Source organism: Nocardioides sp. NPDC051685 (genome assembly GCF_044453405.1).
GTDB lineage: Bacteria > Actinomycetota > Actinomycetes > Propionibacteriales > Nocardioidaceae > Nocardioides.
Genome location: NZ_JBITCR010000009.1, coordinates 159,528 through 174,555, shown reverse-complemented (window position 1 = coordinate 174,555; position 15,028 = coordinate 159,528). Strand labels below are relative to the sequence as shown.

14 protein-coding genes and 1 pseudogene are annotated in these 15,028 nt (G+C 68.6%); 2 read left to right on the top strand and 13 right to left on the bottom strand.

Annotation, left to right across the window (positions count from 1 at the left end; translation table 11 throughout):
- Positions 1-120 precede the first annotated feature (120 nt).
- The 4 genes and pseudogenes from ACIA03_RS23280 to ACIA03_RS23265 all read right to left on the bottom strand — a co-directional run bounded on the left by ACIA03_RS23280 (position 121) and on the right by ACIA03_RS23265 (position 4,271).
- Positions 121-1,362 (bottom strand): annotated as a pseudogene (locus ACIA03_RS23280) (IS256 family transposase).
- A gap of 194 nt (positions 1,363-1,556) precedes the next feature.
- Positions 1,557-2,348 (bottom strand): enoyl-CoA hydratase/isomerase family protein, encoded by a 792-nt coding sequence (locus ACIA03_RS23275; RefSeq protein ID WP_396986937.1) that lies wholly within the window; start codon positions 2,346-2,348, stop codon positions 1,557-1,559.
- Positions 2,335-3,462: an MBL fold metallo-hydrolase gene (locus ACIA03_RS23270; RefSeq protein WP_396986935.1), complete on the bottom strand. Its 1,128-nt coding sequence runs from the start codon at positions 3,460-3,462 to the stop codon at positions 2,335-2,337. Before ACIA03_RS23270 ends, ACIA03_RS23275 begins: the two co-directional genes overlap by 14 nt.
- On the bottom strand, positions 3,459-4,271 hold the full coding sequence (locus ACIA03_RS23265) for an SDR family oxidoreductase (RefSeq protein ID WP_396986933.1): 813 nt from the start codon (positions 4,269-4,271) through the stop codon (positions 3,459-3,461). The genes ACIA03_RS23270 and ACIA03_RS23265 overlap by 4 nt, the downstream gene beginning before the upstream one ends.
- A gap of 65 nt (positions 4,272-4,336) precedes the next feature.
- Here ACIA03_RS23265 and ACIA03_RS23260 point away from each other — a divergent pair, with 65 nt between their 5' ends.
- Entirely contained in the window at positions 4,337-5,131 is a 795-nt protein-coding gene (locus ACIA03_RS23260; protein WP_396986931.1) for an enoyl-CoA hydratase/isomerase family protein, read from the top strand.
- A gap of 181 nt (positions 5,132-5,312) precedes the next feature.
- Here the strand turns inward: ACIA03_RS23260 and ACIA03_RS23255 are convergent, their stop codons facing one another.
- The 8 genes from ACIA03_RS23255 to rplS all read right to left on the bottom strand — a co-directional run bounded on the left by ACIA03_RS23255 (position 5,313) and on the right by rplS (position 11,957).
- Positions 5,313-6,275 carry a tyrosine recombinase XerC gene (locus ACIA03_RS23255; protein ID WP_396986929.1) on the bottom strand — a complete coding sequence of 321 codons (963 nt, stop codon included), beginning with the start codon at positions 6,273-6,275 and terminating at the stop codon, positions 5,313-5,315.
- Between the two features lie 29 nt (positions 6,276-6,304).
- Positions 6,305-7,477: a DNA-processing protein DprA gene (locus ACIA03_RS23250; RefSeq protein WP_396986927.1), complete on the bottom strand. Its 1,173-nt coding sequence runs from the start codon at positions 7,475-7,477 to the stop codon at positions 6,305-6,307.
- Positions 7,474-9,057, bottom strand: coding sequence for a YifB family Mg chelatase-like AAA ATPase (locus tag ACIA03_RS23245; protein ID WP_396986925.1), 1,584 nt, complete (start codon positions 9,055-9,057; stop codon positions 7,474-7,476). The genes ACIA03_RS23250 and ACIA03_RS23245 overlap by 4 nt, the downstream gene beginning before the upstream one ends.
- The gene (locus tag ACIA03_RS23240) at positions 9,057-9,422 is read right to left on the bottom strand and encodes a YraN family protein (RefSeq protein WP_396986923.1); all 366 of its coding nucleotides are present in this window, start codon (positions 9,420-9,422) and stop codon (positions 9,057-9,059) included. The genes ACIA03_RS23245 and ACIA03_RS23240 overlap by 1 nt, the downstream gene beginning before the upstream one ends.
- A 141-nt stretch (positions 9,423-9,563) precedes the next feature.
- Positions 9,564-9,872, bottom strand: coding sequence for a DUF2469 domain-containing protein (locus ACIA03_RS23235; RefSeq protein ID WP_045550889.1), 309 nt, complete (start codon positions 9,870-9,872; stop codon positions 9,564-9,566).
- 3 nt (positions 9,873-9,875) lie between these two features.
- Entirely contained in the window at positions 9,876-10,568 is a 693-nt protein-coding gene (locus ACIA03_RS23230; RefSeq protein ID WP_396986920.1) for a ribonuclease HII, read from the bottom strand.
- On the bottom strand, positions 10,565-11,467 hold the full coding sequence (gene lepB, locus ACIA03_RS23225; protein WP_396986918.1) for a signal peptidase I: 903 nt from the start codon (positions 11,465-11,467) through the stop codon (positions 10,565-10,567). Before lepB ends, ACIA03_RS23230 begins: the two co-directional genes overlap by 4 nt.
- 139 nt (positions 11,468-11,606) lie before the next feature.
- Positions 11,607-11,957 carry a 50S ribosomal protein L19 gene (rplS, locus tag ACIA03_RS23220; protein ID WP_396986916.1) on the bottom strand — a complete coding sequence of 117 codons (351 nt, stop codon included), beginning with the start codon at positions 11,955-11,957 and terminating at the stop codon, positions 11,607-11,609.
- A gap of 292 nt (positions 11,958-12,249) precedes the next feature.
- On the opposite strand from rplS, the gene ACIA03_RS23215 reads away from it, so the two are divergent.
- Complete coding sequence (locus ACIA03_RS23215; protein WP_396986914.1) at positions 12,250-13,461, top strand: Fic family protein; 1,212 nt, start codon at positions 12,250-12,252, stop codon at positions 13,459-13,461.
- 163 nt (positions 13,462-13,624) lie between these two features.
- Here ACIA03_RS23215 and ACIA03_RS23210 read toward each other — a convergent pair whose 3' ends face one another.
- A complete protein-coding gene (locus tag ACIA03_RS23210) occupies positions 13,625-14,881 on the bottom strand; it encodes an ammonium transporter (protein ID WP_396986912.1) in 1,257 nt (418 codons plus the stop codon).
- Positions 14,882-15,028: the final 147 nt, after the last annotated feature.

The window sequence follows — 15,028 nt, the reverse complement described above, 5'->3', positions numbered from 1 at the left end:
GGGTCACGAACACGTAACGGGCAGTCTCGTCCAGCCTGTGCCTCTGCCAGAGCCGCGGACGTCAGACGGTCAAGTCCTGAGTAGTGGTGTACGACGGGTGCTCCTTCGTCGTGCGCAGGGTCAGGCCGTGATGGCCTGTAGCTCGGGCTGGTTCACCTCCTCGGCGGGCTGGCCGACGGTTTGGGACTTGGCGAGGGCGTCGAGTCCGAGGTAGCGGCGGCCTTCGGCCCATTCGTCGTGTTGCTCGGCCAAGACGGCGCCGACGAGTCGGATGATCGCTTCGCGGTTGGGGAAGGTCCCGACGACGTCGGTGCGTCGGCGGATCTCGCGGTTGAGGCTTTCGTTGGGGTTGTTGGACCAGATCTGGCGCCAGATCTCCTTGGGGAAGTGCCGGAAGGCGAGGATGTCCTCGCGGGCATGCTCGAGGTATTCGGCGACCACGGGGAGCTTCTCGGTCAGCGTGTCCACTACCCGGGCGAACTGGTCCTCGACCGCCTCGCGGTCGGGCTGGTCATAGATCGAGTGCAGCAGCGTGCGCACCCACGGCCACGACGCCTTGGGCGTGATGGTCTGCAGGTTCGCGGCGAAGTGGGTGCGGCACCGCTGCCAGCTGGCACCGGGCAAGGTGGCGGCGATGGCTGCCTTCAGGCCGGCGTGGGCGTCGCTGGTGACGAGCTTGACCCCGCACAGGCCGCGAGCGACCAGATCGCTGAAGAAGGCCAGCCAGCCCGCGCCATCCTCGCCACTGGTGACCTGGATCCCGAGGACCTCACGATGCCCATCGGCGTTGATCCCGGTCGCGACCAGGGCGTGCACGGGCACGACCCGGCCCCTTCACGCACCTTCAAGACGAGGGCGTCGGCAGCGACGAAGGTGAACGGCCCGGCCTGGGCCAGGGACCGGGTGCGGAACTCTTCGACGTGCTCGTCGAGGTCCTTGGCCATCACCGACACCTGCGACTTCGACAGGCCGGTGATCCCCAGGGCCTGGACCAGCTTGTCCATCCGCCGGGTCGACACCCCACGCAGGTAACACTCCGCGACCACCCGTGGTCAGGGCCTGCTCGGCACGCTTGCGGCGCTCCAGGAGCCACTCGGGAAAGTAAGAGCCCTCCCGCAGCTTCGAGATCGCGACATCCAACGTGCCGATGCGGGTGTCGAAGTCACGGTGGCGGTAGCCGTTACGGGAGTTGACCCGCTGCTCGGACCGGGTGCCGTACTCCGCGCCACACACCGTGTCCGCGTCCGCGGACAACAACGTGTTGATGAAGGTCTGCATCCGCTCGCGCAACAGATCCGGGCTGGCTTGGGACAGGTACTCCTCCAGCAGGAGGGCAGGGTCGATACTGGACCTGACGGTCATCGTGGTGCTCCGTTCGAGGATTCTGTGGAAGGTTGACTCGAAGGATCACCCGGTGACCGTCGCTGCTTGTCTCAGCGACACACCCACCGGGGTCGTACACCACTATTTAGGACTCCACCCGTCAGACTCGCCCAAATCCGGATCTGGGCTCAGCTCTCTGCAGGGCGCTGATCTGTCGTGTCTTCACTGTCGGCTCAGCGGTAGATCGGCCGTCGCTTGCCGAGAAAGGCGTCGATCCCCTCGACTCCGTCGGTCTGCACGATCAACCGAGCGATGGTTTCAGCCTCCTGGTCCATCTGCTCTGCCATCGTCTTGTCCCGGGACTCGAGCATGAGGCGCTTGGCGTTAGCGAACGCGTCCGAAGCACCCGCGCGCAGCAGGGAGACGACCGCATCGACCGCGGCGGGCAACTCCTCGCCGGGAACCGCGCGGCTGACCAGGCCCCACTCCGCTGCTTCCGCCCCGGTGAGGACGCGATTGGTGAGCGCGAGATCCATGGCCCGCGGCCATGTGAGGCGGTTCGGGACCAGCCAGGTCAGCCCACAGTCGGGGGTCAGCCCAGAGGCCGTGTAAGCCATCACGAGCTTGGCCCCGGCCGCTGCGATGACGATGTCGCCGGCGAGCGCGAACCCGAGACCGCCGCCGGCCGCGGTGCCCTGGATGACGGAGACCACCGGAGCCGTGACCCTGCGGATGGTCGTCAGAGCGGCGTGCAGCGCGTCGGCGGTCGCCTTGACCTGGACACCTCGGTCCTCAGCCCTGGCGAACTCAGCGAGGTCGCCCCCGACGCTGAACATCCGGCCCTGGGCGCTGATGATCACCAGGCGTGCGTCCCCATCGGCTGCGTCCCGTTCGGCGAGGCCGGCAGCTTCGTGGAGCGCCTCCCCCATGCGCTGATCAAGGCTGTTGGCTGCCTGGCCGTGCGCGAGCTCGATGCGCGCCACGCGGTCGACCAGCTCATAGTTGACTCGATCACCGATGTTCATGTGCGTGGGGCTCCTCTTCAGGTGGTTCGGACGGTCCGGCGTGGTGGGATGCGGGCGCAAACAGCGCGACGCCCGCCGGGGTGCTGCTGCGAGTGGCCTCACCACGGGCGACCAGGAGGTCGAGGTGGGCCTTTGTCTCCAGGGAGGCGATGCCGCGGTTGAAGAGGTCGAGCTCGTCGAAAGCACGCTCATGTCGGGTCCAGCTCAGTCGCTGAGCCACCTCGAAGGGGGTGAGCGTGACGCCCTCGAGCGTCTCGAGCGTCCTGGTCAGCCGCTGCTCATGGTGGGCGAGCAGTTCGTCCACCCGATCATGCGTGGATGGTGCGACCGGACCGTGCGCGGGCAGCAGCATCAGGTCCGGTAGCGCGCGGACTTTCGTCAGCGAGGTCATGAAGTCGCCGAGGGGATTGGCCGCGGGCGGCATCGTGAAACCGATGGACGGCGTGATGGTGGGGAGCACGTGATCTCCGGCGAACAGCAGTCGGGCCGCCTTGTCTGCGAAGACATAGTGACCGGCGGTGTGCCCAGGCGTGTGCACGGCATCCAGGCTCCGCTCTCCCAGGGTGATGACGTGGTCGCCCTCGAACCAGGTGTCGGGGTAACGCCAGACCGATTGGTTGGGTACGCCGTGCTCCCCGCGGTTCCACTGTTCGGCCAGGTCTGCAGCCCCCGCGTTGACGAGGCTCGCGAAGAACGGAGTCTCCATGCGGGGCCTCGCTCTGTCGTTGAGCAAGTCGAGCGTGGGCTTCTCCCCGGCCCCGAGCGCGACCTCCGCGCCGTACGCCTCACCGAGCTGGGCAGCCATGCTGTAGTGATCGCGGTGGACGTGTGTCACCAGGAAGCGGCGGATGTCGCCAAAGCCGGCACCGAGCAGACCCAGACTGTGCTCCAGCACGCTCCGAGCCGCCTCGATGGCCCACCCGCCGTCGACTATGACGAGGCCGTCCTCGGCCTCGATGACGTAGACGTTCACCGCCGTCAGCACGTCCGACGGAAGAGGAAGCGGGACCCGGTGGATGCCCACGGCCACCGGCCAGGCACCTTCGACCGCCCAGTGCTCGCCCGAGTCAGGCGAGACGGCGTACGACGTCGGGACGGCACTGAAGAGCGTCATGATGCCGCCAAGCCGGTGTTCCTGTTCCCCGGGACGCGAACGGGCCCGGTGGTGCTTGCCCCGCCGTCCACCGGAAGGACGGCACCGGTGACGAAGGTCGACGCTCGGGAGGAGAGGTAGATGACCGCTCCGGCAATGTCCTCTGGGCTCCCGGTACGGCCCACACGGGTCAAGCCACGGATCTCGTCACCGTGGCTCTGCATGGCTGCGTCGAGCATCTCGGTGTGGAACGGCCCCGGCGCGACGGCGTTCACCAAGATGGTCGGTGCCAGCTCCGCGGCAAGGTGTGCTGTCAGGTGGTTGACCGCCGCCTTCGACGCTGAGTAAGCGAAGCTCGGGAAGAGGGGCACCATCGTCGCGTCGATCGAGCTGATGTTGATGACGCGCGCTGGATCGTCAGGGACCGCAGCCTTGTCGAGCATCGGACGCAGGAAGCGCGTCATGTTGAAGACGCCCTTCACGTTGAGGTCCATGACCCGGTCCCAGCCCGCGTCGGGGTAGTCCTCGAGCGGCGCACCCCAGGTGGCGCCGGCATTGTTGACGAGGATGTCGATCGTGTCGGTGTGCTCGGCGATCTGCTCGACGAGCAGCCGGCACTCCGACTCCTGGCTGAGGTCACGAGCGAAGGCGTGGACCCGCCCGATCTTGCCGAGCTCACGCGCGGCCTCGTCGCAGCTGTCCGCCTTCCGCGAGGAGATGAAAACCTCCGCACCTGCCTTGAGGAGACCCTCCGCGATCATGTAGCCGATGCCGCGGGTGCCGCCCGTGACGACGGCCTTCTTTCCCTGGACTGAGAAGAGTTGCTGCATTTCCGTTACGATAGAGAATGCTCGCTCTCTCGTCAACCACCACCCGTCCCGTGAAAGAGGCTCCGATGAGTCAGGTCAATCTCGAGTTCGTCGACGACGTAGCGGTCGTCACCACCGTCAACCCGCCGGCCGAGCTGTTCGACCACGGCCAGATCGCCGGCCTCGTCGCAGCATTGGGCGCCGCGTCGGACAACGGGTGCCGAGCGATGGTGATCAAGTCCGACTCGGCGATCTTCTCCGGCGGCGCCGACGTGAGCCTCTTCCTCGACAAGGACCGGCAGGCGGCACGTGCGTTCCTGTCCGAGGCGATGGACGTGATCTGGGCGATCGAGGATGCGCCGTTCCCCGTCATCGCTGCAGTCAACGGTTTGTGCTACGCCGCAGGACTTGAGATCGCCCTCGCGTGCGACTTCATCTACGCGGCGGACGACGCGGTCTTCTCCCAGGTGGAGGCTCTCATCGGCGTGACCACCTTCCTCGGTGGCGCCTACCGTCTCGCAGAGCGCTGCGGGCCGGCCATCGCCCGGGAGATCGTCTACACCGCAGACTCCTACACTGCCGAACAGTTCGCCCAGTGGCACATCGTGAACCGTGTGGTTCCGACTCCGCATCTTCACGAGGCAGCGCTGTCAGTCGCCACCACGATCGCCCGCGGGCCTGTACGGGCGCACGCCATGACCAAGCGGATGGTGCGACACGCGCTGAGCAATGATTCACGGTCCGCGGATTCCCTTGTGCTGAACGAGGCGACCGCGCTCTTCGAGACACGCGACATGAAGGACGCCGTCGGCTATCTCCTTGAGCACGGATCGCGGCGCTTTCGGTCCCACCACCACGAGATCGAGTTCCACGGTCGCTGACGCCAGCATTCCATGGCGGGGAGCATGTGCTCGCGAGCACTCTCTCTGTCGTCGAGATGTGATGCAGGCTCGAGCTGCCGACGATGTCTAGCTCGACCTGCTGCTGCTCGTCGACGCACTGTGGCCGGCCCGGCTCCTCCCCCTCTAGCGCGGCGACTCTGTCCGGTAGCCGACTCGGCAGTCAGGCGCGGGGGTGGGCCTGGCGGTAGGCCTTGCGGAGTCGGTCGCTGCTGACGTGGGTGTAGATCTGGGTGGTGGCCAGGCTGGCGTGACCGAGGAGCTCTTGCACGGAGCGGAGGTCGGCGCCGCCCTCGAGGAGGTGGGTGGCGGTGCTGTGGCGCAGTCCGTGGGGACCGAGGTCGGGGGCGCCGGGGACGTCGGCAAGGCGGCGGTGGACGAGGGTGCGTACGGCACGCTGGTCGAGCCGGCCGCCACGGGCGCCGAGGAACAGAGCCGGACCGGAGGACTCGGTGACCAGCTGGGGGCGGCCACGGACGACCCAGCGGTCGAGCGCCCGCACCGCGGGCCCGCCGAAGGGCACCATCCGCTCCTTGCGTCCCTTGCCGAACACCCGGACGACCCGGCGCTCGTAGTCGACGTCGTCCAGGTCGAGGCCGACGAGCTCGCCGACCCGCGCGCCGGTGGCGTAGAGCATCTCCAGCACGGCGATGTCGCGCATCCCGACCGGTGTGCCGTCCTCGGCGGCGGCGATCGCGGCGGCGATGAGGGACTCGACCTCGTCGGGCCGCAGCACCGGCGGGAGCGTGCGGTGGGCCTTGGGCGACCCCAGCGCGGCACCAGCGTCGACCTGCGCCCGACCGGTCCGGACCAGCCATCCGCAGAAGACCCGGGCCGCTGTGGCCCTCCGGGCCAAGGTCGTACGTGAGTGGCCGGTGGTCTGCTGCTTGGCCAGCCAGCTGCGCAGCGTGCGCAGGTCGATCGCCTCCGCCGCGGTTCGGCCCATGCGGCCGGCGTGGTCGAGCAGGCTGCGGATGTCGCCCAGGTAGGCTCGGACCGTGTGGTCGGAGAGGCCGCGCTCGGCGCTGAGGTGTCGTTCGTAGTCGCCGAGCAGTGCGGCGTAGACCTCGGGAAGCCCCGCTTCCGCGGACCCGCCCCCCGCGTCGGCCTCCGGTTCAGCGCTCACCCGAGCCAGAATAGGTGTTGAGGTCCGTCTCAGGTGCGAGCCGCGCCCGGTGCCAGCTGCCACCCCTCCGGGAACCGCTCGGCGAGGCCGAGGGCCTCGAGTCGCGACAGCGCGGTGCCGGCCGTCTTCGGGTGCAGGCACGCCGACCTCGCGATGTCGAGCTGTGACGAGGGGCTGCTCACCGGGACCGCGTCGAGGACCTGCTTCTCGACGGAGGTGAGCGAGTCGCGGCGGCGCACGGGGCCTCGAGGCTCGGCGGGGAGAGCCTCACCCATGTCGCCGACGAGCTCGCGTACGTCGAGACCGTCGGTCACCAGGACGCCTTTGCCTCGGCGTACGAGGTCGTGGGTGCCGACCGAGGTCATCGCCCCCACCTGACCCGGAACCGCCATCACGGGCGTGTTGATGCAGTAGGCCCAGTGGGAGGTGTTGAGGGACCCGCTGCGCGCTGCCGCCTCGACGACCACGGTGCCCCGGGCGAGGGCGGCGATGATCCGGTTGCGGGAGAGGAATCGATAGCGGGTGACCGGGAAGCCGGGAGCGATCTCCGAGATCACCGCACCGCTCTCGGCGATCGCGTCGATCAGGCGCCGATTGCGCAGAGGGTAGGGAACGTCGACCCCACCCGCGAGCACGGCGACGGTGCTCCCCGGCGGGCCGGTGAGTGCACCCCGGTGTGCGGCCGCGTCGATGCCGACCGCTGCCCCGGAGACCGTCACGAAGTCGTTGACCGCCAGGTCGGCGGCGATCCGCGCTGCGGCATCGGCGCCGTAGGCCGTCGCATCCCTGGACCCGACGATGGCGACCGAGCGGTCGAGGTCGCTGAGCAGGAGCGGTCCCCGCACCCACAGGCCGAGTGGCGTCCCGGTGCGGTGTTGAAGTGGCTCCTGCCCGGCGAGTCGCTCGACCTGGGTGGGCCACTCCTCGTCGCCGGGGATGACATAGCGGAAACCGGCGTTGGTCGCCCGCTCCAGGTCTCGGTCGGGATGGATCTGGGCCAGCCGCGACCTCGCTTCGAACCCGTCGTCGCCGAGATCGGGGTCCTCCTCCGCGAAGCGCCGATAGACGTCGGTCGCGGTGGATCCGACCAGGCAGGTGTCGAGAAGTGGAGTGCCGGGTTCGATCAGCTGGGTCAGCGCGATCCTGGCCAGGCGCTCGCGCTCGAGGTCGGTGAACGTGGGTGCGGCAGGCGCGGTGGTCATGCGGACCTCCCCTCGAAGACCGATACCGCGAGCGAGCCTCCGTTGCGCAGCGCGAGCGCCGTCTCGGTCTCGGCCACGCCCGGCCAGTCGACACCGGCGAGATCGGCCACCGTCCAGGCGAGGCGATGCACCCGCACCGCCCCACGACGGGTGAGGGCACCGGAGAAGATGCGTGAGTCGATGAGCGCCTCGGCCGATGGTGGCAGTGGCCAGTTGTCACGCAGCGCGATCCCGCTGGCCTGGCCGTTGAGCCGCCACCCGAAGTCGGCATAGCGCTCCCGTTGGCGGCGCCTGGCCGCAGCGACCCGCTCGCGGATGTCGGCGCTGGTCTCCGAGCCCCACGGATCGTGGTTCTGCTCGGACATCGGTCGCAGCGTGCGGGTGATGTCGATGCGGTCGGTGATCGGTCCGGAGACCTTGCGCTCGTAGGCCTGGCGCTCGTTGGACCGGCAGATGCACCCGTCCTTGGTGATCGAGGCGTCGTAGTTGCCGCACGGGCACGGGTTGGCGGCGAGCACCACGAGGGCCCGCGCCGGAAGCGTCACCGACTCCTCTCCTCGCGACACGGTGATGTCGCCACTCTCCAGCGGCTCGCGCAGACACTCGATGACGTCGCTCTTGAACAGCGGGAACTCGTCGAGGAAGAGGACGCCGGCATGCGACAGCGAGACCTGACCCGGGCGGACCCGGCCACTGCCTCCTCCGACGATGCCGGGTTTCGAGGCGTCGTGGTGGGGAGCCGCGAACGGCGGCCTGGTCAGGAGCCCGTGATCCACATCCAGCACGCCCGCCAGCGACTGCACCGCCATCACCTCCAACGACTCCTCGCGGGACAGATCGGGCAGGATCGTCGGGATCCGCTCGGCGATCGACGTCTTCCCGCAGCCCTTCGGCCCTTTGAGCAGCAGGTGGTGTCCACCGGCGGCCGCGACCTCGACCGCATAGCGGGTCTCGGGCATGCCGCGAAGGTCGGACATGTCGATGTCGTCGAGGCGACGGTCACCCCGCCAGCCGAGCAGGCTGCCGCCGGTGCCGGTCGCGACCGGCGGCGCGTCGGGCACCGGTTCGCCGCGCAGCTCCGCGACCACCTGGCCCAGCGACCGGAACCCCAGGATCTCCATCCCGGGCACCATCCGCGCCTCGGCGACCTGCGGCTCCGGCACCACCACTCGAGCGATCCCGGCATGGGAGGCGGCGAGCACCATCGGGAGCACCCCGGAGGTCGGCCGCAGCCCGCCGTCGAGCGCGAGCTCGCCGATGAAGACCGTGCGCTCCAGGCCGCTGGTCTCGATCTCGCCGCCCGCCGCGAGGATCGCCAACGCCATCGCGAGGTCGTAGTGCGAGCCGCCCTTCGGCAGGTCGGCCGGCGAGAGCAGCACCGTGATCCGCTTGGTCGCGGGCCAATCGAGATCCGAGTTGATGATCGCCATCCGCACCCGGTCGCGTCCCTCGGCCAGTACGCTGTCGGCGCGACCGACCAGCGTCACCCCCACCAGCCCTGGCGAGACGTCGGCCTGCACGTCGACCAGGTGGCCGACCGCGCCACGAAGTGCGACGCCATGAGTCCGCGCGTATCCCATCACAGGCCCCTGACATGCTCGACCAGCGCCGAACCGCGGGGCGCGTGCATCACCGCGACGAGGTCGATCCTGATCCCCGGGGCTCGCACGTCGTGCTGCTGCAGCCAGGCCATCGCCAACCGCTTGAGCCGATCGAGCTTGGTCTTGTCGACCGCCTCGTGCGGAGTGCCGCAGCCGTCATGGCTGCGGGTCTTCACCTCGCAGACGACCAGCGTGTCGCCCTCGCGCAGGACCAGGTCGATCTCCCCGTCGTTGCACCGCCAGTTGCGGTCGAGCACGGTCATGCCCGCCTCGACCAGGTGCCTCTCGGCGACCGATTCGCCGTAGTTTCCCAGCGCGATCCGCGCCGGCGCCGTTGAACTCATCATGGACCTCCTGCCATTCGGCTTCGAGGTCCAGACTCATCGCGAGCACCGACAATCCGAGCTGATTCCGGGGCGCCTGGGGATAACCCCGGATCGAGATCGCCCTGTGGACGGCAACTGGCCCCCCAGAGCTGCGCGCAGTCAGTCGAGCGGCTGGTCGATGTCGGTCGGGTTGAGCGTCTCGACGTTGACATCCTTGAAGGTGAGCACCTTGACCGCCTTCGCGAACCGGGCCGGCCGATACATGTCCCACACCCAGACGTCGTTCATCGACACCTCGAAGTAGACGTCCCCCGAGTCCGTTCGCGCCCGCACGTCGACCTGGTTGCACAGATAGAACCGGCGATCGGTCTCGACGACGTACTTGAAGATGCCGACCACGTCGCGATACTCGCGGTAGAGGGTCAGCTCCATCTCGGTCTCGTACTTCTCGAGATCCTCCGCGCTCATGTTTTAAGACTCTAGAGCCAACACGGGCGAAGTCCCGGGAAGACTCCACGAACGCCGGTGATATGCCGACGGTCCCAGGCGTTCGAGCGCAGCGATGTGGGCGGGCGCGGAGTAGCCCTTGTTGTCGGCCCACGCGTAGTCGGGGTACTCCTCGTGGAGCGCGACCATCAGCGCGTCGCGCGAGGTCTTGGCCAGGATCGAGGCGGCGGCGACGGCGGCGCACTTCATGTCGGCCTTGATCATCGTCGTCACCGGCGGCACCTCGACCTCGTCCACCATCGCCGAGACCTCACCGAAGAGCCCCTCCTGCACCGGCGGGGTCAGGTAGTTGTGGTTGCCGTCGAGCAGCAGTGCGTCGGGACGTACGTCCAGGGCGCCCAGCGCCCGCTGACCGGCCAGCCGCATCGCGGCCATGATCCCGACCTCGTCGATCTCGGAGGCCAGGGCGTGCCCGACGGCCGAGTCGACGGCCCAGCGGCGCACCTTCGGTGCGAGCGTCTCGCGGGCCTCGGGAGTGAGCAGCTTCGAGTCGCGTACGCCCTGGGGCGCCGTCCGCGTCGCCGCGGAGATCACCACGATCCCGATCGAGACCGGCCCGCAGAGAGCGCCACGCCCCACCTCGTCGACGGCACCGAGATGGGTGACGCCGTCGCGCAGCATGGACCGCTCGACTCGCAGGGTGGGCGTCGTGCTCACGGTGACGGCACGTCCTCGAAGCTGTCGGGCCGGTGGATCCACTTGGCCCGGTCCAACGGCCAGCCGAGCGCGACGACCTTGCCGACCACATTGTCCTCCGGCACCCACGGCACCAGCGCGCAGTCGGTCTCCTCGGCCGTGCACATGTGCACGGTCGAGTCGGCGGAGTTGGCCCGGTTGTCGCCCATCACGAACAGCGAACCCTCGGGCACCGGACCGGCCTCCCAGTGGCGGGTGCCGGGCATCGGCCCGAAGCACTCGCCCTCCTTGTTGGGGCGGCCGCACTTGGTCTCGGAGGGCCGGGCGTACGGCTCGTCGATCGGGACGCCGTTGACCATCAGCCGGCCCTGCTTGTCGCAGCACTCGATGACGTCGCCGGGAACCCCGATGACCCGCTTCACCAGGTGGCCGCCCTCGGGGTAGAGGCCGATGATCGCAAGTCCTTTGCCGAGCAGGTTGCTGGGGCCGGCCGACTCGTCGACACCGAGCCAGGAGCCCGGGTCGGAGAAGACCACGACGTCGCCGCGCTGCGGCGTGCCGGCGAGCCAGTAGGACGGCTTCTCCACCAGCACCCGGTCGTCGGTCGCCACCGACGGGCCGCCCTGAAGGCCCGGCTCCATGGACTCCGAGGGGATGTAGAAGGCCTGCACGAACAGGGCCTTCACGACGACCGCGACCAGCACGGCCAGGACGACCAGGACGATGCCCTCCTGCCAGGCCGACAACCGGGGCTTGTGCTCCTCCTCGCGGCGCGGAGCGCCGGCCGGCGGGAGCTGCTCGGGGGCCCATCGCGGGGGCTGGGGAGAAGACGAGAACGACCGCGATCCCCCCGTCTCAGGGCCGTCCCAGCGGGCCTGGGGCCCGACACCGACGGAAGGATCGCGGTCGTTCGAAGTCACGCGGTGAGTCTAGAGACTCCCTCCACAACGAGCCTCATCGACTCGCAATGCTCAGGAAACCCTCAGACCTCCGAGGCTCACGCCTCGGTCTGGGGCAGATCGGGCGTCGCTTCGCTCCGCCGATCAAGCCCCAGCCGGCTCACGCCTCGCGGCGCTCCTTGATCTTCGCCTTCTTGCCGCGCAGGTTGCGCAGGTAGTAGAGCTTCGCGCGACGGACGTCACCGCGGGTGACGATCTCGATCTGCTCGAAGATCGGGGAGTGCAGCGGGAAGGTGCGCTCGACACCCACGCCGAAGGAGACCTTGCGGACGGTGAAGGTGCGGCCGATGCCGGAGCCGTGGATGCGGATCACGACGCCCTGGAAGACCTGGACGCGGGACCGGTTGCCCTCGACGACCTTGACGTGAACCTTGACGGTGTCACCGGCGCGGAACTCCGGCAGGTCGTCGCGCTTGGAGGCGTTGCCGACCTCAGCGAGTACGTTGCTCATCATTTCTCCTCACGCTCGCCACAGGCCGATCGCGGTCATCAATGCCCTGGTCAGGGCGGACTTTGGCGGTGGCCCAGTCACGCTGGCCGGCGGCGTACGGTTCCCCCTGTGGCAGGAGCCCGTCGCAACACCTCCGGGTGTCTTCTTCGGAGCGTGCCTCGGCCGACTGGACCGGCCCACAAGTCTGCCACAGCGCCGCGGACCGCCGAGAATCGAGACGACCGAGCGTGGGCGTGACCGCGGAGCGCGCAGACGTACGCAGCACCACCCACGCCCGTGCAAGGATTCCCCCGTGACCGACACCGACTGGCCACCGCACACCTACGTGACGCGCCCCTACCGGCAGCGGATCCCACGCGGTCCGCGCGTGGACCGGCTGCTCCGTGAGGTCACGGTGGCGCTGCCGCCGCACATCGCCGATCTCGAGCTGGCGATGGAGCGACCGGTGGCGGCGATGACGACCGCCAGCGCGGGCGCGCTCCGACACCTCGACCTGGTCCACGGCCGGACGTTGGACGGGCTCAACCACCTCCAGCTGCGGACCGAGGCGATCGACTCCTCCAAGATCGAGCACGTCGAGGCGAGCCTGGCCGACTACGGTCGGGCCCTGCTCGGAATCGGCGCCAACTCCTCGGCGACCTCGATGGCATCCGCGACCCAGGCGATGCAGCGGCTGATCAGCGAGGCCGACACCACCCGCAAGATCACCTCCGACGCCATCCTGCGCGCACACCGGGACCTGTTCGCACGCCATCCCGACGAGGCGGCCAACGCCGGCAGGTTCCGCACCGTGCAGAACTGGGTCGGTGGCTCCGACTACGCACCCCGAGACACCCTCCACGTGCCCCCGCCACCGGAGACGGTCGTCGACTACATCGAGGACCTGGTCTCCTTCGCGAACCGTGACGACCTCTCCCCCATCGCGCAGGCGGCGATCGTGCACGCCCAGTTCGAGTCGATCCACCCCTTCATCGATGGCAACGGCCGCATCGGCCGGGCGCTCATCCACGCCGTGCTGCGACGACGCCGTGCCTCGCGCCACCTGGCCGTACCGATCGCTTCGGCGCTCGTCGCCCACCGCGACCGCTACTTCGCCGCCCTCAACGACTACCGGGCCGGCACCGCCGCCACGATCATCGCGATGCTCGCCGCCTCGACGACCATCGCCACGACCGAGTCGTGGAAGACGGCCGAGACGCTCGAGGGCATCCGTCAGGGATGGGGCGAGGCGGCCGGCGGCCCACGGCCGGGGACTGCTGCGTACCGTCTTCTCGACCTTCTCACCGAGGAGCCCATCCTCAATGCCGATCTCGTCTCCGAGCGCATCGGGATCGAGGATCCCGAGGGAACGATCGACGGGCTCGAGAGGGCCGGCGTCCTGACCCGCACCAAGCGCACCCGCCGCTCACCCGTGTGGGTCGCCCCGGCAGTGCTCGCCGAGGTCGAGGACCTCAGCGCCCGCATCCAGCACCAGGCCCGGCAGCTTCCTTACGGCCCGCGCTGAGGGCTTGCTCCTCCAGCACGGTATGCAGCCGAAGGAACACTTCCCTTGCGGAGTTCCACCGGGGATGTGCGCCTTCGCCTGCATACCTTGACGAAGGAACAGCCGTACGCCTCGAGGCCCGCCCCGGCTAACCGGGACGGGCCTCGAGGAGGATGCGAGCTGATCAGCCGAGCTCGGAGTAGCCCGGCTCGTGGAGAACGGTGTCGATACCGGCGACCTCGTCCTCCTCCTTGGCGCGGAAGCCGATGGTCTTCTCGATCGCGAAGCCAATGATGTAGGCGACCACGAACGAGAAGGCGATCACGGTGAGCGAGGAGAGGACCTGCGCACCGAGCAGCTTGAAGCTGCCACCGAAGACCAGGCTGCCGCCGGTGAGGACCTCGGCGCCGAAGATGCCGACCCAGACACAGCCGATGAAACCGGCGACGAGGTGGATGCCGACGACGTCGAGGGTGTCGTCGAAGCCGAGCTTGAACTTGAGCTCGACGGCCAGGGCGCAGATGGCACCGGCGACGATGCCGAGGACGAGGGCCCAGACCGGGGTGACGAACGCACAGGCCGGGGTGATGGCGACCAGACCCGTGACGATGCCGGAGGCGGCACCGACCGCGGTGGGCTTGCCGTCCTTGAACTGCTCGACGACGATCCAGCCGATCATCGCGGCGGCCGGGGCCAGCAGCGTGTTGATGAAGATCAGCGAGGTCTGGCCCTCATCGGCACCGAAGACACCGGTGTTGAAGCCGAACCAGCCGAACCACAGGATCGAGGCGCCGATCAGCACGAGCGGTACGTTGTGCGCGACCGTCTCCTCCTTGGAGAAGCCGACCTTGCGGCGGCCGAGCACGAGCGCCAGCGCCAGGGCCGCGGCACCGGCGGACTGGTGGATCACGGTACCGCCGGCCCAGTCGAGCGCGCCGCCGAGGCCGTAGACGTTGTTGGCGAGCCAGCCGTAGAAGTTGCCCTCGGAGTCCACGCCCCAGATCCAGCGGAAGGTCGGGAAGACCACGAAGGTGGCGAAGAAGACCGCGAAGATCATCCACGGCCAGAAGCGCGCACGGTCGGCGACGGCCCCCGAGACCAGGGCCACGGTGATGATGCAGAAGGCGACCAGGAAGGCGTGGCCACCGAAGAGGTTGCCCGCGTCGCCGCTGCCCGCGGAGGTGACGAGGTCGGTCATACCGAAGTCCTCGAACGGGTTACCGAAGAGCTTGCTGCCACCGCTGGTGCCGTTGCCAGCGATGCCGGTGCCGCCGTAGAGGACGTAGAGGATCGTGACGACGGCGATCGAGCCGAAGCTCAGCATCATCATCGACACGACGGACTTGGCCTTGACCAGACCGCCGTAGAAGAACGCGAGACCAGGGGTCATGAAGATGACCAGGGCCGCGCACAGGAGTTGCCACGCAAGTTCGACAGACATTCAGTGCCTCATTGATTTGAGTCTCGGGATGGGGCTTGACGACACGCGAGCCACATCGCTCGACGTACGCATTGCCCGGCATCGTTGCGACGCTTCGTTTCAGAGACGGATGCCTCGTGTTACAGAAAAGTAACAGAGTTGGCGGTT